Annotated in this window: 16 protein-coding genes and 1 pseudogene; 8 read left to right on the top strand and 9 right to left on the bottom strand. The window is 72.1% G+C overall.

The genetic code is table 11. From position 1 onward, the window contains the following. Nucleotides 1-195: 195 nt before the first annotated feature. Nucleotides 196-729 carry an HD domain-containing protein gene (locus R2S09_RS05675; RefSeq protein ID WP_316740033.1) on the bottom strand — a complete coding sequence of 178 codons (534 nt, stop codon included), beginning with the start codon at nt 727-729 and terminating at the stop codon, nt 196-198. 23 nt (nt 730-752) lie between these two features. Continuing rightward, nucleotides 753-1,931 (bottom strand): PP2C family protein-serine/threonine phosphatase, encoded by a 1,179-nt coding sequence (locus R2S09_RS05670; RefSeq protein ID WP_306190156.1) that lies wholly within the window; start codon nt 1,929-1,931, stop codon nt 753-755. Nucleotides 1,932-2,095: 164 nt separating this feature from the next. Here R2S09_RS05670 and R2S09_RS05665 point away from each other — a divergent pair, with 164 nt between their 5' ends. Then, nucleotides 2,096-3,337, top strand: coding sequence for a GNAT family N-acetyltransferase (locus R2S09_RS05665; protein ID WP_306190155.1), 1,242 nt, complete (start codon nt 2,096-2,098; stop codon nt 3,335-3,337). Between the two features lie 91 nt (nt 3,338-3,428). Here the strand turns inward: R2S09_RS05665 and R2S09_RS05660 are convergent, their stop codons facing one another. Both R2S09_RS05660 and R2S09_RS05655 read right to left on the bottom strand, forming a co-directional pair. Continuing rightward, the gene (locus R2S09_RS05660; protein ID WP_316740032.1) at nt 3,429-4,238 is read right to left on the bottom strand and encodes a DNA-formamidopyrimidine glycosylase family protein; all 810 of its coding nucleotides are present in this window, start codon (nt 4,236-4,238) and stop codon (nt 3,429-3,431) included. 155 nt (nt 4,239-4,393) lie between these two features. Further along, a complete protein-coding gene (locus R2S09_RS05655) occupies nt 4,394-4,879 on the bottom strand; it encodes a ribose-5-phosphate isomerase (RefSeq protein WP_306190153.1) in 486 nt (161 codons plus the stop codon). Nucleotides 4,880-5,101: 222 nt separating this feature from the next. Here R2S09_RS05655 and R2S09_RS05650 point away from each other — a divergent pair, with 222 nt between their 5' ends. After that, nucleotides 5,102-6,523, top strand: coding sequence for an amino acid permease (locus R2S09_RS05650; RefSeq protein ID WP_306190152.1), 1,422 nt, complete (start codon nt 5,102-5,104; stop codon nt 6,521-6,523). A gap of 100 nt (nt 6,524-6,623) precedes the next feature. Here the strand turns inward: R2S09_RS05650 and R2S09_RS05645 are convergent, their stop codons facing one another. Next, the gene (locus R2S09_RS05645) at nt 6,624-7,205 is read right to left on the bottom strand and encodes a biotin transporter BioY (protein WP_316740031.1); all 582 of its coding nucleotides are present in this window, start codon (nt 7,203-7,205) and stop codon (nt 6,624-6,626) included. Nucleotides 7,206-7,676: 471 nt separating this feature from the next. Here R2S09_RS05645 and R2S09_RS05640 point away from each other — a divergent pair, with 471 nt between their 5' ends. The 3 genes and pseudogenes from R2S09_RS05640 to R2S09_RS05630 all read left to right on the top strand — a co-directional run bounded on the left by R2S09_RS05640 (nt 7,677) and on the right by R2S09_RS05630 (nt 9,695). After that, nucleotides 7,677-9,065 (top strand): amino acid permease, encoded by a 1,389-nt coding sequence (locus tag R2S09_RS05640; protein WP_306190150.1) that lies wholly within the window; start codon nt 7,677-7,679, stop codon nt 9,063-9,065. Nucleotides 9,066-9,094: 29 nt separating this feature from the next. Next, nucleotides 9,095-9,325, top strand: a pseudogene (locus tag R2S09_RS05635) (Fe-Mn family superoxide dismutase); the annotation flags it as partial. A 142-nt stretch (nt 9,326-9,467) separates the two neighbouring features. Beyond that, a complete protein-coding gene (locus R2S09_RS05630) occupies nt 9,468-9,695 on the top strand; it encodes a hypothetical protein (RefSeq protein ID WP_306190149.1) in 228 nt (75 codons plus the stop codon). Between the two features lie 3 nt (nt 9,696-9,698). On the opposite strand, the gene R2S09_RS05625 is transcribed toward R2S09_RS05630, so the two are convergent. Then, nucleotides 9,699-10,364 (bottom strand): DsbA family protein, encoded by a 666-nt coding sequence (locus tag R2S09_RS05625; RefSeq protein WP_306190148.1) that lies wholly within the window; start codon nt 10,362-10,364, stop codon nt 9,699-9,701. A 136-nt stretch (nt 10,365-10,500) separates the two neighbouring features. Between R2S09_RS05625 and pepN the strand changes: the two genes are divergently transcribed. Beyond that, on the top strand, nt 10,501-13,146 hold the full coding sequence (gene pepN / locus R2S09_RS05620) for an aminopeptidase N (RefSeq protein ID WP_316740030.1): 2,646 nt from the start codon (nt 10,501-10,503) through the stop codon (nt 13,144-13,146). A 217-nt stretch (nt 13,147-13,363) separates the two neighbouring features. Beyond that, on the top strand, nt 13,364-14,413 hold the full coding sequence (locus R2S09_RS05615) for a hypothetical protein (RefSeq protein WP_316740029.1): 1,050 nt from the start codon (nt 13,364-13,366) through the stop codon (nt 14,411-14,413). Here the strand turns inward: R2S09_RS05615 and R2S09_RS05610 are convergent. The 3 genes from R2S09_RS05610 to R2S09_RS05600 are packed head-to-tail and all read right to left on the bottom strand — an operon-like array spanning nt 14,410 to nt 16,295. Beyond that, nucleotides 14,410-14,880 (bottom strand): NUDIX hydrolase, encoded by a 471-nt coding sequence (locus R2S09_RS05610; protein WP_306190145.1) that lies wholly within the window; start codon nt 14,878-14,880, stop codon nt 14,410-14,412. The two genes, R2S09_RS05615 and R2S09_RS05610, sit on opposite strands and share 4 nt — an antisense overlap. Nucleotides 14,881-14,889: 9 nt before the next feature. Then, complete coding sequence (locus R2S09_RS05605) at nt 14,890-15,807, bottom strand: pyridoxamine 5'-phosphate oxidase family protein (protein WP_316740134.1); 918 nt, start codon at nt 15,805-15,807, stop codon at nt 14,890-14,892. A 41-nt stretch (nt 15,808-15,848) separates the two neighbouring features. Further along, nucleotides 15,849-16,295, bottom strand: coding sequence for a VOC family protein (locus R2S09_RS05600; RefSeq protein WP_316740028.1), 447 nt, complete (start codon nt 16,293-16,295; stop codon nt 15,849-15,851). A gap of 138 nt (nt 16,296-16,433) precedes the next feature. Between R2S09_RS05600 and R2S09_RS05595 the strand changes: the two genes are divergently transcribed. Beyond that, complete coding sequence (locus R2S09_RS05595; RefSeq protein WP_316740027.1) at nt 16,434-16,973, top strand: CGNR zinc finger domain-containing protein; 540 nt, start codon at nt 16,434-16,436, stop codon at nt 16,971-16,973. Nucleotides 16,974-17,050 lie beyond the last annotated feature (77 nt).

Raw genomic sequence — 17,050 nt, 5'->3', positions numbered from 1 at the left:
CCCGTCGCGACGCCCGGCGCTCCCCCACTGCCTTGACGGCGTGGGAGGTGCCCCCACTCACCGCACCGGGCACAAGCCCAAGTACGTCCAGTACGAGGACTTGCACCCGGCACTCCCCCAGCCTTCGGCCGGGGGGACCCCCAGAGCACGCACCGGACGCCGCTCCTTGACGGGCAAACGCTGCCTGCCGCGGCACTAGCTCCCGGGCGCTCCCGAGTCTCTCCGGCCCGCTTGCGCGCCGCGCTTTCCGTTCGTCTTCCCGTCCGTGAGGCCGAGGAGTGCGCGCATCCGTGCGTACTTCTCGGTCAGGCGCGTGCGGGTGGGCTCGTCGAGGACCGCGAGGCGGGCCGGATCGGCGTTGTGCGCCAGGTCCGCCTCCTTCACCAGCAGGGCGCCGGGTGTGGCGAGAATGCGCCGGGCGTACGCCTCCGGCTCCTCCCCCGCCCGTTTGGTGAGCGCGAGCACGATGTCCTTCGTACGACTGCTCAGCGCGGCCTCGCGCAGCCACCGCTCCGGGAGCGCGTCGTCCTCGACGGAGTCGTGCAGCCAGGCCGCCGCGATCTGCTCGGCGTCGCCGCCGCGGGCCCGTACGCCCTCGGCCACGGCGCGCAGATGTTCGATGTAGGGACGGCCGGCCTTGTCGGTCTGGCCGGCGTGGGCGGTGCGGGCGAGCGCCTCGACCTCGGCCGGGGTGAGCGGCGGCCGCGCCTCGGGGTGAGTGTGGGTCACCCCTCCAGTGTTACCGGCCGGCTTCAGCGGAGCGCCTGGGCCGTGGGGCCCTCACGGCAGATCAGCAGCAGCGCGCGGTCGTCGTTGACGTCCTTGGCCACCGCCTCGATCAGGTGCCAGGCGGCGCCGTGGAAGCCGCCGGCGACATAGCGGTCGGCCTCGCCGGTGAGGCGGTCGATGCCCTCGGTGATGTCCCGGTCGGCGGTCTCCACCAGGCCGTCGGTGAACAGCATCAGCACGTCGCCGGGGCGCAGGGAGCCCTTGACCGAGTCGAACTGGGCGCCGTCGTACACCCCGAGGAGCGGGCCCTCGGCCGCCTTCTCCTCCCAGCGGCCGCTGCCCGCACTGAGCTGGAGGCCGGGCGGGTGGCCCGCGGAGTACAACTCGTAGTCGCCGGAGTCCAGGTCCAGCACCAGGTGGATGGAGGTCGCGAAGCCCTCCTCCCAGTCCTGGCGCAGCAGATAGCCGTTGGCCGCGGGCAGGAAGGCGTGCGGGGGCAGGCTGCCCAGCAGGCCGCCGAACGCGCCGGACAGCAGCAGTGCCCGAGAGCCGGCGTCCATGCCCTTGCCGGACACGTCGGTGAGGACCACCTCCAGGGTGCGGCCGCCGTTGGTGCGAGCCGCGACCACGAAGTCGCCGGAGAAGGACTGGCCGCCGGCCGGGCGCAGCGCCATCTCGCGGTGCCAGCCGCCGGGCAGCTGCGGCAACTTGCTCTGCACCCGGATGCGTTCACGCAGGTCGAACAGCATGGTGCCGCCGCGCCGCCAGGGCACGCCGACCCGGCTGCGGAACTGTGCGATCAGCAGCCCGAAGAAGCCGCAGGCGGCGACCACCAGCACCACGCCCGGGGTCACCCGGGAGGGTCCCTCGGTGTACGGGCCGAGCCGTACCGACTCCACGATCAGCGCGGTGGCGGCGGCCGCGTACAGGCCGAGCAGGCTCGCCGGACGCAGCAGCAGACCGCCGGCGACGATGGGCAGCACCAGGCCGACCGGCGAGAACCACACCGAGTCGACGAGCGTGAGCACGGCGATCAGCGGGATGGTGAGCAGCAGACCGCCGAGCGCGATCCAGTCCGAGCCGTCCCCGCGGAAGTAGTCGACGGCGGCTCTGCGCACGCCGACACGGACCCGGTGCCACTGCATTTTCAACCGGGCCGTGTACGTCTCGGCTTCCGCGCGCCGCTCTCGTCGTGCTGCCATTAGTCCGGGACCCTATCCACCGGACCCACCGCTTGGCACGGGAGGTCCGACTTATCCCCCGTCCGAGGCGCGAGGTCACACGGAACTCCGCGCGGGGCCGGACCGGCCGCCACCGGCGGGAAATTCCCTCGCCCCTCCCGCATCGGCCCTGGTAGGCATGGCACATGGCGACTGACCTTGCGACCGAGCTGAGGGTGCTGCGGCGGGACGAGTGGGACGCGTGGTACGACAACCTCGTCCGTGCCTTCGGCGGCGGGCCGGCGGCGCCGGAGGAGCGGGAACTGGACCGCTCGCTCACCGAGTACGACCGCTCGCTCGGGGTCTGGGACGGCCGGACGTGCGTGGGGACGGCGGGGGCGTTCAGCTTCCGGATGACGGTGCCCGGCGGGGCCCTGGTGCCGGCGGCCGGGATCACGATGGTCAGTGTGGCCGCGACGCACCGGCGGCGCGGGGTGCTGACGTCGTTGATGCGGCGGCAGCTGGACGACGTGCGCTCCTGGGGTGAGCCGCTGGCGGTGCTGACCGCCTCCGAACCCGCGATCTACGGCCGGTTCGGGTACGGCGCGGCGACCTTCCAGGTCGACGCCGAGATCGACACGAGCCGGGCCGGGCTGTCGGTCCCGGCCGGCACGGACGACGTACGGCTGCGGTACGCGGCGCCCGCCGAGGTGCTCGACGCGTGCGAGACGGTGTACGCCGCGCTGGTGCCCGGCCGGCCCGGGATGCTGGCCCGGCGGCCCGGCTGGGAGCGGGCGGGACTGCTCGATCCGGAGAGCGAACGGGACGGGGCGTCGCCGTTGCAGTGCGTGGTCGCCGAGCGGGAGGGCGAGGTCACGGGGTACGCCCGGTTCCGCACCAAGCTCGGCTGGGGCGTCGGCGGGCACGACGGCACGGTGCGGCTGGAGGACCTGGCCGCGCTCGATCCGGCGACCGAGGCGGCGCTGTGGCGCTTCCTGTTCGGCATCGACCTGACGACGACGCTGACCGTGCGGGGGCGGCCGGTCGACGACGCCTGGCAGTACCTGGTGTCCGACATCCGGCGGTGCCGGCCGCGGCGGCGGGACGCGCTGTATCTACGGCCGGTCGACGTCGGGGCGGCGCTGGCGGCGCGGACGTACCAGGCGCCGGTGGACGTGGTGCTCGAGGTCGAGGACGCGTTCTGTGCCTGGAACACCGGGCGGTGGCGGCTCAGCGGGGACGCGAAGGGGGCGTCCTGCGAGCGGACCTCCGACGCGGCCGATCTGGAGCTCTCGGTACGGGAGCTGGGGGCGGCGTACCTCGGTGGCGTGTCGTTGACGGCGCTGGCGGCGGCAGGGCGGGTCGGTGAGCTGCGGGCGGGGGCGCTGGCGGAGGCGGCGGTGGCGTTCGGGGTGGCGGTGGCGCCTTGGCTGCCGCATGGGTTCTAGCGAGCCCGTTTCGGGGCTCTGCCGGTTTGCCGGGCTTCTTTGTGCCGGTTTCGCCGCGCCTTTCGGGCCGGTCTCGTCCGTGCCGGTCTCGTCAGTTCTGCTGGCAGGCGGGGCACCAGAAGAGGTTGCGGGCGGCCAGGCCCGCGGTGCGGACCTCGGTGCCGCAGATGTGGCAGGGCAGGGTCGCCCGGCGGTAGACGTAGACCTCGCCGCCGTGGTCGTCGACGCGCGGGGGGCGGCCCATCGCCTCGGGCGTGTGCTCGGGGCGGACGGTGTCGATGCGGTTGTTGCGGACGCCCTCGCGCATCAGGTCGACCAGGTCGGTCCAGATCGCCTCCCACTCGGCGGGGGTGATGTCCCTGCCCGGGCGGTACGGGTCGATGCGGTGCCGGAAGAGGACCTCGGCGCGGTAGACGTTGCCGACGCCGGCGATGACCTTCTGGTCCATCAGCAGCGCGGCGATCGTCGTACGGCTGCAGCGGACGCGGGCGTAGGCGGAGGCCGGCTCGGCGTCGGGGCGGAGCGGGTCGGGGCCGAGGCGGTCGTGTATCGCCGCCTTCTCGGCGTCGGTGATCAGGGCGCAGGTCGTGGGGCCGCGCAGATCGACGTACGACGTGGGGTTCGCGAGGCGGAGGCGGACGGTGTCCGTGGGGGGCGGTGCGGGGGCGTCGCCGAAGGTGACCTTGCCGAAGAGGCCGAGGTGGATGTGGACCCAGTCGCTGTCGCGGAAGCCGAGGAAGAGGTGCTTGCCGTGGGCCTCGGTACGGGTGAGTTCCGCGCCGTCGAGGAGTTCGGCGGCGTCGGAGAACTTGCCCTGGGGGCTGGTGACGCGGGTGGGCGTGCCGGAGAGGCGCGCGGCGTAGTCCTGGGCGAGGCGGTGGATCGTGTGCCCCTCTGGCACGGTGCGGTGTCCTTTCCTGCCGCGCCCGGGGCTCCGCCCGGGCCCCTGTCCCCCGGTGCGCTGTGAAGTCGCGGTCCTGGGGCTGTGCCCCGGACCCCGCCCGGGCCTTCGGGTCCCGGGCTTCGCCCCTGCCCCCCTACACGTCGCCGCTGCTGTTACTGCTGCGGGTGGTGCGCCGGGACGGGCGGGAGGTCGCCCGTCGTCTCGTAGGTCGTGAGCATGTCGATGCGGCGGATGTGGCGGTCGTCACCGGAGAAGGGGGTGTTGAGGAAGGTCTCGACGAACTTGGTCGCCTCCTCCACCGTGTGCATGCGCGCACCCACCGCGACGACGTTCGCGTTGTTGTGCTGGCGGCCGAGGGATGCGGTCTCCTCGCTCCAGGCGAGGGCCGCGCGGACGCCCTTGACCTTGTTCGCGGCGATCTGCTCCCCGTTGCCGGAGCCGCCGATCACGATGCCGAGGGAGTCCGGGTCACCGGCCGTGCGCTCGGCGGCGCGCAGGCAGAAGGGCGGGTAGTCGTCCTGGGCGTCGTAGATGTGCGGCCCGCAGTCGACGGGCTCGTGTCCCGCCGCCTTGAGCCACTCGACGAGGTGGTTCTTGAGTTCGAAGCCCGCATGGTCCGAGCCGAGATACACGCGCATGGGACGAGTGTGACACGGAGCATCCTGGGCAGCAGCTCCGGGTGTCGGGACGGAAAGATGTGAGCCGCACCATTGAAGCTCAGAGAAACCTCAAGTAACAATCGGGATTCAAAGGTTCCCGAATTCCGTCACCTCGGATTCACTGGACCGGCTCGTACACGGCCCCTACAACGGCCCCCTCGTACGGCACACCGCTCAACCGGCGCAAAGGAATTCCGTCCCATGACCCCTGGTTCCGGACTTCAGGCTGGACTCAAGAACCGTCATCTCACGATGATCGCGATCGGCGGCGTCATCGGCGCCGGCCTCTTCGTGGGCTCCAGCTCCGGCATCGCCACCGCCGGACCCGGCATCCTCCTCTCCTACGCCCTCGTCGGCACGCTCGTCGTCCTTGTGATGCGCATGCTCGGCGAGATGTCCGCCGCCAACCCGACGTCCGGTTCGTTCTCCGCGCACGCCGACCGCGCGCTCGGCCGCTGGGCCGGGTTCTCCATCGGCTGGCTCTACTGGTTCTTCTGGGTCGTCGTGCTGGCCGTGGAGTCCACAGCCGGTGCCGCGATCCTGTCCGGCTGGATCCCGGCCGTGCCCCAGTGGGGCTGGGCCCTGATCGTCATGGTGGTGCTGACGGCCACCAACCTGGTCTCCGTCGGCTCCTACGGCGAGTTCGAGTTCTGGTTCGCTGGCATCAAGGTCGTCGCGATCGCCGCGTTCATCGTCATCGGTCTGCTGGCCGTCTTCGGCGTGCTGCCCGGCGTCCACGCCGACCAGGCCTCCTTCGGCAACCTCACCGGACACGGCGGCTTCCTGCCGCACGGCCCCGGCTCCATCCTCACCGGTGTGCTGCTCGTCGTCTTCTCCTTCATGGGCAGCGAGATCGCCACCCTGGCCGCGGGCGAGTCCGAGGACCCGCAGCGCGCCGTCACCAAGGCGACCAACAGCATCATCTGGCGTATCGCCGTCTTCTACCTCGGCTCGATCCTGGTCGTCGTCTCCCTGATCCCCTGGGACGACAAGTCGATCGCCGAGAAGGGCTCGTACGTCGCCGCCCTGGACTCCCTGGGCATCGCGCACGCCGGTCAGATCATGAACTTCATCGTGCTGACCTCGGTGCTGTCCTGCCTGAACTCCGGCCTGTACACCGCCTCCCGCATGGCCTTCTCGCTCGGCCAGCGCGGGGACGCGCCGAAGGCCTTCGCCCGGACCACGAGCAGTGGCGTGCCGCGGACGGCGATCACCGTCTCCGTCCTCTTCGGCTTCCTGGCCGTGTTCTTCAACTACAAGTTCCCGGACACCGTCTTCCTCTTCCTCGTCAACTCCTCCGGCGCGGTCGCCCTGTTCGTCTGGCTGGTGATCTGCTTCTCGCAGCTGCGGATGCGGAAGATCATCCAGCGTGAGGCGCCGGAGAAGCTGGTCGTGAAGATGTGGCTGTACCCGTACCTGACCTGGGCCGCGGCCGGACTGATCGTCTTCGTCCTCGGCTACATGCTCACCGACACCAAGCACGACGGCCGCGAGACCGTGCTGCTGTCGCTGCTGGTCGCGGCGGTCGTGCTGGCCGTCGCCGTGGTCAAGCAGAAGCTCGGCGGCGGCCACCGGACGGCGGTCACGGAGCAGGGCGAGACCGAGAAGGTCTCCGTCGGCTGACGCGGTCCGCGCACGAAGAGAGGAGGGAGCCCTGAGGGCTCCCTCCTCTCTTCGTGCGTGCGTCTCTTCGTCTGTGCGTCGCCGGTGGACGGCTACGGCGTCAGCGCTTGTCGGCGAGCTTCCAGGCGGCCGGCATCGCGCCCATCGCCAGGGCGGCCTTCAGGGCGTCGCCGATCAGGAACGGGGTGAGGCCGGCCGCGATCGCCTGGGACGCGGACATCTGGGCCGCCACGGCCAGGTAGGGCACGCCGACGGCGTAGATGACCGCCTCGCCGAGGATCATCGTGCCCGCCATGCGCAGCGGGGAGCGGTCGGCGCCGCGGCGGGCCAGGGCGCCCACGACCGCCGAGGCGAGCAGCATGCCGAGGACGTAGCCGAAGGAGACGGCGCCCGAGCCGGAGGCACCGTCCGCGAACCACGGCACGCCGGCCACACCGGCGAGCGCGTACAGGGCGAGGGAGAGGAAGCCGCGGCGGGCTCCGAGCGCGGTGCCGACGAGCAGGGCGGCGAAGGTCTGGCCGGTCACCGGCACCGGGGAGTGGGGAATCGGGACCGACAGCTGGGCCGCGAGGCCGGTGAGCGCCGCACCGCCGACCACGAGGGCGGCGTCGCGAACGCGCGAGACGGGCAGCAGATCGGCGAGGACTGCGCCGGGGCGAGCGGTGGCGGTGGCGGTGCTCATGGGGACTCCGCGGGTGTGTGGGCAGGTGGGAACACCGCGACGCTATACCGGCGCCCTCGCGCCGATCACCGTCAGCGCTCGACAAAGGCTTGATCGTGCACTTGGTGGGCTCCGGACAAAGCGAGCCGGTTGCAGCGGGGGTGACGTGACGCCGGTCACTGAGGTGGAGTGGTGTGGGCGACGGGGAGCGCGTCGTCCGCTTCTGTAGGGACCCACCAAAGCGCCCCCTGCCGGCGGAGGTTCCTGCCGACCTGGATTCGGCTGATCCGCTCCAGGGTGACGCCTCGCACCACACACCCGTGACCTCCGTGGCGCGTGACCGGGTCCCCGCGGCTCCCCATGAGGGGGTAATCGGAACCTCACCCTCCGCACAGGGGGTGTCCGGATACTGGGCGGCCCCTCCGCGTGAGCGGACGGGCCGCCCAGACTGGCGGGGTTTTACCGCCTCTTGCCCTGGGAGAGCCGCCTTCCATGCCCAGCAGCACGACCACGGACACATCACCGCGGCAGCGGGACGCAGCCGCCCTCTCCCACGGCCTCAAGCAGCGCCATCTGTCGATGATCGCCCTCGGTGGCGTGATCGGCGCCGGGCTGTTCGTCGGCTCCGGCGCGGGCATCGCCGCCGCCGGACCGTCGATCGTCCTCGCCTACGCCGTCTCCGGCCTGCTCGTGATGCTGGTGATGCGGATGCTCGGCGAGATGTCGGCCGCGTATCCGTCCTCGGGCTCCTTCTCCGCGCACGCCGAGCGGGCGTTCGGCCCGTGGGCCGGCTTCACGGCCGGCTGGTCGTTCTGGGTGCTGCTGTGCACGGCGGTCGGCCTGGAGGGCATGGGCGCCGCGAAGATCGTCACCGGCTGGCTGCCGGGCACCCCGGAGTGGGTGTGGGTGGCGGTGTTCATGGTGGTGTTCTGCGGGGCGAACCTGGCGGCGGTGAAGAACTTCGGCGAGTTCGAGTTCTGGTTCGCCGCGCTGAAGGTCGGCGCGATCACGCTGTTCCTGGTGCTGGGCGTGCTGGCCGTCGCCGGTGTGCTGCCCGGCACCGACTCCCCCGGCGCCTCGAACCTCACCGACCTCCTCCCCCACGGCAGTCAGGGCCTGATCATCGGCCTGCTCGCCTCCGTCTTCGCCTACGGCGGCCTGGAGACGGTCACCATCGCGGCGGCCGAGTCCCAGGACCCGGTGCGCGGGGTGGCGAGCGCGGTCCGCACCGCGATGTGGCGCATCGCCCTGTTCTACGTCGGCTCCATGGCCGTCATCGTCACCCTGGTCCCCTGGGACTCGGCGCAGGTCGTCGAGAAGGGCCCGTACGTCGCCGCCCTGGACCACCTGGGCATCCCGGGCGCGGGGCAGCTGATGAACGTGGTCGTGCTGGTGGCCCTGCTGTCGGCGATGAACGCCAACATCTACGGTTCCTCGCGCATCGCGTACTCGCTGGTGGAGCGGGGCCAGGGCCCCAAGGTGCTGGCGAAGGTCTCCGGCGGGGTCCCGCGCGTGGCCGTCCTGGTGTCGAGCGTCTTCGGCTTCGTCTGCGTGCTGCTCAGCTACTGGCGGCCCGACGACGTCTTCCCCTGGCTGCTGAACATGATCGGCGCGGTGATCCTGGTCGTCTGGATCTTCATCGCCGTCTCGCAGCTGCGGCTGCGGCGCCGGCTGGAGCGGGAGGCCCCGCAGAAGCTGGTCGTGCGGATGTGGGCGTTCCCGGTGCTGACCTGGGTGGCCCTGGCCGGCATGGCGGCGATCTTCGTCCTGATGGCCCGGCAGCCCGGCACACGGGTGCAGCTGTACTCGACGGGCGGGATGACGCTGTTCCTGGCGGCGGCCGGATACGTCCGGCAGCGCACCCGCGCCCGGCAGGACTGACCCGCCGGCGTTTCTTCTCTCAAGGCCCGCCGCTCAGCGGCCGGCTCGTCGTCGAGCAGGTCTACGACCACCAGGGCAACGTCGGCCAGGGCTCGACACCGGTCCTGGTCTCCGACGCCTGGGAGCACGCCTTCTGCCTCCTGTACCGGAACCAGAAGGCCGACTTCATCGAGGCGATGTGGCAGGTCGTCAACTGGCAGCACGTCGCCCGGCGGTACGCCGCCGCCAAGTCCCGCACGGACGTGCTGCCGGCGCCCTGAGGGCGCGCCCCGGATCACCGCCCCGCCTCGTGATCGTCTTCTCGCCCTTCGCGCGGGCGGGCGGTGGAAGGAGGAGAACCCCCGCGAGGTCGTGTCTCGCGGGGGTCTTCCGGTATCGGGGGCTCCGGGGGATGGTGGCGGGATGCGGACGTACTACTGCCACACGTGCGACGCCGACCAGCCGCACCGCAAGCTGAGCGCGGCCGAGGCGGCCATGCTCAAGGAGCGGCTGGGCCGCAACAGTGTGAACGAGTTCTGGATCTGCGAGGCCGTGCTGGACGCCGAGACCGGCGAGCAGTGCCGGAACCTGCGCACGGGCGGGAACAAGAAGCCGTTCCCCCGGCCCATCAAGCTGCCCGTCCCGGAGTGAGCCTCACAGGTTGCTGAAGTCCGGGCCGACCGTACGGGTGCGCTTGATCTCGTAGAAGCCGGGGATGGAGGCCACCGCGATCGTGCCGTCCCACAGGCGGGCCGCCTGCTCGCCCTTGGGAGCGGGGGTGACGACCGGGCCGAAGAAGGCGATCTGCTCGCCGTCGGCGCCGGGCAGCGCGATGACCGGGGTGCCGACGTCCTGGCCGACCTTGTCGATGCCCTCCTTGTGGGAGGCGCGCAGCTCGGCGTCGAACTCGAAGTCCTCCTGGTCGGCGTAGTCGATCAGCTCGGCGGGCAGGCCGACCTCCTCCAGCGCGGCGGCGATGGCCTCGCGGGTGGGGCCCTCGCCCTGGTTGTGGAAGCGGGTGCCGAGCGCGGTGTAGAGCGGGCCGAGGACGTCGTCGCCGTGCTTCTGCCAGGCGGCGGTCACCACGCGAATGGGCGCCCACGCCTTGGTGGTGAGCAGCTCGCGGTAGTCCTCGGGCAGCTCGTCCAGCTTGGGCTCGTTGAGCACCGCCAGGCTCATGATGTGCCAGCGGACCTCGATGTCCCTGAGCTTCTCCACTTCCAGCACCCAGCGGGAGGTCATCCAGGCCCACGGGCACAGCGGGTCGAACCAGAAGTCGACAGGGGTCTTGCCGGAAGGGGCGGAGGCGGTCTCGGACATGACTCTCCTCGGTATGGGGTCTTTGAACGGGCAACATCGATCGTCGCCCCCGGCATTCCCGGCTGCCGCGCGTCAGGGCCGCATGGCAGGATCGGTCCTGTCCGCATCGTGAACGCGACCCGAGGGAGTGCCGCCTGTGCCCGGTGAGAATCTGTCCCGCGACGAGGCCCGGGAGCGGGCCGCGCTGCTGTCCGTCGACGGGTACGAGGTGTCCCTCGACGTGCGCTCGGCGGTCGGCGATCATGAGGGGGACGGGCCGCGCACGTTCCGGTCCGTCACCACGCTCCGCTTCCGCTGCAACGAGCCGGGTGCCTCCAGCTTCGCGGACCTGATCGCGCCCGGCGTCACGGCGGTCTCCCTCAACGGCAAGGACCTCGACCCCAGCGAGGTCTTCGACGGCTCCCGGATCCTGCTGGAGGACCTGGCCGCCGACAACGAGCTGATCGTGGACGCCCAGTGCGCCTACTCGCGCACCGGCGAGGGCCTGCACCGCTTCGTCGACCCGGAGGACGGCGAGGTCTATCTCTACACCCAGTACGAGCCGGCCGACTCCCGCCGGGTCTTCGCGAACTTCGAGCAGCCCGACCTCAAGGCCCCGTTCCGCTTCGAGGTGCGCGCGCCGGAGGGCTGGACGGTGTGGAGCAACGGCGCCGGGCAGCGGATGGAAGGGCGCGAAGCGCTTCCGCAGAAGGGTGGCGGTGAGCGACGGGCGGGCGGAGTGTGGCGGTTCGCCGAGACCAAGCCGATCTCGACGTACATCACGTGCGTGGTGGCGGGGCCGTACCACTATGTGACCGACTCCTACGAGCGGGTGCTGAAGGACGGGACGCGGCTGGAGATCCCGCTGGGCGCGATGTGCCGCAAGGGGCTCGCCAAGCACTTCGACGCCGACGACGTCTTCCTGGTCACCAAGCAGGGCCTGGACTTCTTCCACGACCACTTCGACTACCCCTACCCGTTCGGCAAGTACGACCAGGCGTTCGTGCCGGAGTACAACCTGGGCGCGATGGAGAACCCGGGTCTGGTGACCTTCCGCGAGGAGTTCATCTTCCGCGGCAAGGTGACGCAGGCGTCGTACGAGGGCCGGGCGAACGTCGTCCTGCACGAGATGGCGCACATGTGGTTCGGCGACCTGGTCACCATGGAGTGGTGGGACGACCTGTGGCTGAAGGAGTCCTTCGCGGACTTCATGGGCACGTTCGCAGGCGTCGGCGCGACCCGCTTCACCGACGCCTGGATCACCTTCGCCAACCGCCGCAAGGCCTGGGCGTACCGCGCGGACCAGCTGCCCTCCACGCACCCGATCACGGCGGACATCCATGACCTGGAGGACGCCAAGCTGAACTTCGACGGCATCACCTACGCCAAGGGCGCCTCGGTGCTCAAGCAGCTGGTGGCGTACGTCGGCCAGGACGCGTTCCTGGAGGGCGCCCGCCGCTACTTCAAGCGGCACGCCTACGGCAACACGCGCCTGGGCGATCTGCTGGCGGTGCTGGAGGAGACCAGCGGCCGGGACATGGGCGCGTGGGCGCGGTCCTGGCTGCAGACGGCCGGGGTCAACTCGCTGACCCCGCAGGTGCTGCTGGACGCCGAGGGCCGGATCGACGAGCTCGCGGTGGTGCAGGAGGCCGCGGAGTCGCATCCGGAGCTGCGCCCGCACCGGGTGGCCGTCGGCCTGTACCAGCGCTCCCAGGTGGGGGCGCTGGAGCGGTACGCGCGCGCCGAGGTGGACGTGGACGGCGCGCGGACGGTGGTGGCGGAGCTGGCCGGGCAGGACGCCCCGGAGCTGGTGCTGGTCAACGACGACGACCTCACCTACTGCAAGATCCGCTTCGACGAGACCTCGCTGGCCACGCTGCGCGAGCACCTGGGCGCCCTGGCCGACCCGCTGGCCCGCGCGCTGTGCTGGTCGGCGCTGTGGAACCTGACCCGGGACGCGCTGCTTCCGGCTCGGGACTTCGTGGGCCTGGTGCTGCGGTTCGCTGGCCGTGAGTCCGACATCGGGGTGCTCCAGATGCTGCACGCGTGGGCGGACTCGGCGCTGGTCCACTACGTGGCACCCGAGTGGCGAGAGACGGGTGAGCGGCTGCTGGCCGAGGGCGCGCTGGCCGAGCTGCGACAGGCCGAGCCGGGCAGCGAGCACCAGCTGGCGTGGGCCCGCTTCTTCGCCACGGTGGCGTCGGCGCCGGCCGATCTGGACCTGCTGAAGGGCCTGCTGGACGGCACCGAGGAGATCGCCGGCCTGGACGTCGACCAGGAGCTGCGCTGGGCCTTCCTGGAGCCGCTGGCCGCACATGGGGCGGCGGACGAGAAGGTGCTCGCGGACGAGCTGGCGCGGGACGACACCGCCTCGGGCAAGCGGCACCAGGTGCGCTGCCTGGCCGCGCGTCCCTCGGCGGCCGTGAAGGCGCAGGCGTGGGCGCAGGTGGTGGAGTCGGACGCGCTGTCGAACGCGCTGGTGGAGGCGACCATCGCGGGCTTCGGCCGGCCCTCGCAGCGCCGGCTGCTCGCGCCGTACACCGAGAAGTACTTCGCGGCGATCGAGCGGGTGTGGGCCGAGCGGTCGATCCAGATCGGGATGGACGTGGTCCGGGGCCTGTTCCCGGCACTGCGGGACACTCAGGAGACGCTGGACGCGACGGACGCCTGGCTCGCCGCGCACGAGGACGCCGCTCCCGCGCTGCGCCGGCTGGTGCTGGAGGCCCGGGACGACCTGGCCCGGGCGCTGCGCGGACAGGCGCGCGACGCGGCGGCTGGTGCGGCCGGGGCCGGGGGCGTCTGAGCCGTCACCCGGACGGCCGTAGCTCTGGCCAAGGCTCGGGCGGGCGGTAACCGTTACGAAATTCGGTCAAGACACACCGTAACCCCTGGTCCGTCCCTGAACGGACCAGGGGTTTTCGGCATCCGAACACCCGTCCTTTAGGGCGAGGTTGTCCGGATTGAGTGCCGCCCTTGTAACAGCCGTTAAAGGGCCGAGCGGACGCGGGAACGTGCCCGGCATGAACCACAACACCCCGCTCTCCCCCCGCCCCCTGAGCCACCTGGCCGAGGCGCACTGCCGGCTCCTGACCGCCGCCCAGCTGCGCGCCCACGGCGTGCCGGCGGCCGAGACCACCGAGCGGTGCCGTACCGGCGGACCCTGGCAGCAGCTCCTGCCGGGCGTCTTCCTGCTCCACCCCGGCCCGCCGACCAGCGAGGAGCGGCTGCACGCGGTCCTCCTGTACGCGGCACGCCCCCCTGCGCCCCGCAGGGCGCCCGGGGTGCCGGCCCAGCCGACCGCGCAGCAGCCGCACCGGCCGGTGTACGCGGAGGCGGTGATCACCGGGCCGGCCGCCCTCACCCTGCACGGCTTCGCCACCACGCCCCCGCTGCTGTCGCTGGAGAGGATCGACGTCCTGGTGCCGCGGCTGCGCCGGCTGCGCTCGACCGGCTGTGTGCGGATCGTACGCACGGCCGCCCTGCCCGTCCCGGCGTCGGTCACGGGTCTGCCGGTGGCCCCGGTGCCGCGCGCCCTGGCGGACGCGGTGGCCGGCCTGGACGACGCGGACACGGTGCGCCGGCTGCTGACGGAGGCGGTGCGCGGCGGACACTGCGAACCGGCCGCTGTCGTCCGGGAGCTGACGGGTGCGAAGCTCCTGACCCGGACGCATGTGGTGGACGCGGTGGACTCGCTGCTGGCCGAGGGCCGGGCGATCGCCGAGGACCGGCTGTACCGGATGGTCAGGGAGTACGGTCTGCCCGACCCGGTGTGGAACGTGGACCTGCGGCTGCCGGGCGGCCCGCACCTGGGCGGCCTGGACGCCTACTGGCCGGACCAGGCGGTCGCCCTGGAGCTGGACGCCCGCGCGCCCCGGGCGAACGACGACGCCGAGTGGTCGCAGTACGCCCGCAAGCGCGAGCACCTGGAACGCCTGGGCATCACGGTCGTCCACATCACCCCCAGGAAGCTGCGGGACACGCCGGACCAGCAGGCCACGGTGGTCCGCACGGCCCTGATGGCGGCAGCCGACCGCGACCCGGCGGCGTATGTCGTGGTGCTGCCGCGCTAGCAGCGCGGCTGCCGTGGTGCTGCCGCCACCCGGCCCGCGGCGGGGCGCTCGCGCCACAGGCGCAGTCCGACGTCGACCAGCCCGACCCGCTCGAGGCCGGGCACCGTCTCCAGCGGGTGCCAGGCCGCCATGTCGGTCGAGCCGCCCGTCTCGTGGCGCAGCTCGCCGCCGGTGACCCGGCCCTCGTAGACGATGCGCAGGCCATGGAAGTCGGCCTGGGCGCCGAGGGGGCGCGGGTAGGTGCGGCGGATGGAGTCGAGGCCGAGGAGGAAGACCGGTTCGACGGTGTAACCGGTCTCCTCCTCGGCCTCGCGCACCACGGTGTCGTAGGGGTCCTCGCCGTGCTCCATGCCGCCGCCCGGCAGGGTCCACCGGCGGGCGCCGTCGCGCGCGACCCAGCGGGCCAGCAGCATCCGTCCGTCCCGTACACACACGGCGTAGGCCGCCACCCGCAACTCCTCACGCATGTGGAGACGTTACGGCACCCATGGGTTGGCCGGTGAGTATTCCGGCGGAGCCCAGCGCAGCGGCACCGCCCCGTCGGTCGCCGCCACCCGGGTCACGGTGAAGCGGACCCGGCGTTCCCCGTCCGCCCCGAACTCCGTGCGCGCCTGGCCCGTCAGCTGCAGCGCCGCCCCGCTCGTCCAGTCCAGGAACAACAGCCCCGCCCGTGGGTCGGCGGCGAGGTTGCCCAGGGTGAGGAACATGGAGTTGCCCGGGTAGTCGCGCCAGAGCAGTTCGCGCGGCGAGAGCACCCGGACGAAGCCGGGGCTGCCGCCGCGGTGACTGGCGTCGGCGCCGTGCGCGTGCACGGTGGCCAGGAAGAAGGTGTCGGCGGCGGCCACGAAGTCCTGCTGCCGTGCCGTCAGTTCGGTGCCCCGTTGCACCTCTCCCGGGGTGCGGTCGACCGTCTCGTAGGACGACCTCCTCTGCAGGTACTTGGGGCAGTTGGAGAAGACCTGGTCCGCCTCGACGGCGAAGCCCCGCGGGGTGCGGTGCAGGCGGCCGTTGAGGCGCATACGGCGGCGGGTGCGCGGGTCGAGCGCGATGGTGCCGACGCGCGTGCCCTCGCTGCCGTCCGGGCCGTCCCTGCCGTCCGTGGCATCCGTGGCGAGGACCTCCGCCAGCGGGTCGCCGGGGAGCACCCCGCCGGTGACGGACATCCGGTGCGGGCCCGTGGCCCGTACGAAGCCGGGGGTGCCGGTCAGCGGCGAGGCCCAGACGCCGCCGGTCGCGGGGTCGGTCGCGCCGAGGACGAGCAGCGGCTGGAGTTCCAGGAAGGCGGCGGCGACCGGTCTGATGCCCCGGCCGACGGACCGGCCCACATGGTCGGCCGCCGCACGCACCCCGACCCGGTCCTGCACGGCGCGTGAACCGGCGTGGTAGACGCTCATGGCGGTGTGTTCCGCGGCCACGATGTCCACGACCGCCCTGTCTAGAAGAACCCGCAGGTCGGGGCCGACTCGTGCGGGGCGGGCGCGCCCTCGGCGCCCTCCGTGGCGGAGATCTCCAGACGGATGCCGTCGGGGTCGTGGAAGAAGATCCCGCCGGAGGCCGCGCCCTCGCGGTGGGCCACCACTCCCTCGTGGTGGAAGTCCACGCCGTAGGCGCGCAGGGCCGACTCGTACGCCCTGACCCGCTCGATCGACCCGGCCGTGAAGGCCAGGTGGTGCAGTCCGGGGCGGCCGGCGTCGTAGCCGCCCTCCGACTGCTGCCAGAGGGTGACCACGGGCTGGTCGCCGCCGTCACCGAGGAGGGCGTAGCGCCTGCCCTCCTCCTTGCCCTCCGCGAGCAGCGCGAAGCCGAGCACGTCCCGGTAGAAGGCGAGCGAGCGGTCGAGGTCGGTGACGTTCAGACCGGTGTGGGCGGTGCGCAGGGACATGGGTGCCTCCTTCGGACAGCGGCTGCGGCGGCCGCCGACAGCCGCACGGCTAACCTGCTACATGTCATTCAAAGGTTAGAATCGGAGCGTGTCAACCGGTCACATACACTTGAGCGGTTAGCACGGAAGGAGCCCCGGATGCCCACCGCCCCCGACCCCCGACCGCTCACCGGCGAGCCGCTCGCGCTCGACCTGCTCAACACGCGCTGGAACCGGGAGGGGGCCCTCCAGGACCTGCTCGCCGACACCGACGGGCTGGCGGTGTGGCTGGCGGCCAACGGGCTGGACGACCGGTTCGCGCCGGAGGAGGCCGTGCTGCGGCATCTGCTCCAGGCCCGGGACGCCCTCCGGGCCGTCGTGGACGGGTCGGCCGAGGAGGGAGCGCCGCTCGTGGACGCCGTGCTCGCGCACGGGCGGATCCGGGCCGGGCTCACCGCCCAGGGCCCGGTGGAGCGGCCGGAGTTCGGCGATCCCTCGTGGGGACCGGCCTGGCTCGCCGCCCGGAACTACCTCGAACTGCTCGCCGACGCGCCGGACCGGATCCGGATGTGCGCCCACGAGGCGTGCGTCCTGCACTTCTTCGACACGTCAAGGAACGGTACGCGCCGCTGGTGCTCCATGGCCGCCTGCGGCAACCGTGCGAAGGCGTCCCGCCACTATGCGCGGTCGCGCTCTTGAAACACGGCACGGTATAGGGGAGTTCGTGGAGGTGTGTCCCCGCTGACGCATGGCGGAAGTACGCCATGAGTCCATCC

This window comes from Streptomyces sp. MK7 (assembly GCF_032658145.1).
GTDB lineage: Bacteria > Actinomycetota > Actinomycetes > Streptomycetales > Streptomycetaceae > Streptomyces > Streptomyces spiralis.
The sequence above is the reverse complement of the archived record's forward strand: the minus strand, read 5'-3'. Positions and strand labels throughout refer to the sequence as shown.

What these genes read in the sequence shown, in the direction of transcription:
- R2S09_RS05670 (WP_306190156.1), bottom strand. Translation starts at nt 1,931, where the DNA reads ATGGCAGCACGACGAGAGCGGCGCGCGGAAGCCGAGACGTACACGGCC.
- R2S09_RS05665 (WP_306190155.1), top strand. Translation starts at nt 2,096, where the DNA reads ATGGCGACTGACCTTGCGACCGAGCTGAGGGTGCTGCGGCGGGACGAG.
- R2S09_RS05655 (WP_306190153.1), bottom strand. Translation starts at nt 4,879, where the DNA reads ATGCGCGTGTATCTCGGCTCGGACCATGCGGGCTTCGAACTCAAGAAC.
- R2S09_RS05650 (WP_306190152.1), top strand. Translation starts at nt 5,102, where the DNA reads ATGACCCCTGGTTCCGGACTTCAGGCTGGACTCAAGAACCGTCATCTC.
- R2S09_RS05645 (WP_316740031.1), bottom strand. Translation starts at nt 7,205, where the DNA reads ATGAGCACCGCCACCGCCACCGCTCGCCCCGGCGCAGTCCTCGCCGAT.
- R2S09_RS05640 (WP_306190150.1), top strand. Translation starts at nt 7,677, where the DNA reads ATGCCCAGCAGCACGACCACGGACACATCACCGCGGCAGCGGGACGCA.
- R2S09_RS05630 (WP_306190149.1), top strand. Translation starts at nt 9,468, where the DNA reads ATGCGGACGTACTACTGCCACACGTGCGACGCCGACCAGCCGCACCGC.
- R2S09_RS05625 (WP_306190148.1), bottom strand. Translation starts at nt 10,364, where the DNA reads ATGTCCGAGACCGCCTCCGCCCCTTCCGGCAAGACCCCTGTCGACTTC.
- R2S09_RS05615 (WP_316740029.1), top strand. Translation starts at nt 13,364, where the DNA reads ATGAACCACAACACCCCGCTCTCCCCCCGCCCCCTGAGCCACCTGGCC.
- R2S09_RS05610 (WP_306190145.1), bottom strand. Translation starts at nt 14,880, where the DNA reads ATGCGTGAGGAGTTGCGGGTGGCGGCCTACGCCGTGTGTGTACGGGAC.
- R2S09_RS05605 (WP_316740134.1), bottom strand. Translation starts at nt 15,807, where the DNA reads ATGAGCGTCTACCACGCCGGTTCACGCGCCGTGCAGGACCGGGTCGGG.
- R2S09_RS05600 (WP_316740028.1), bottom strand. Translation starts at nt 16,295, where the DNA reads ATGTCCCTGCGCACCGCCCACACCGGTCTGAACGTCACCGACCTCGAC.
- R2S09_RS05595 (WP_316740027.1), top strand. Translation starts at nt 16,434, where the DNA reads ATGCCCACCGCCCCCGACCCCCGACCGCTCACCGGCGAGCCGCTCGCG.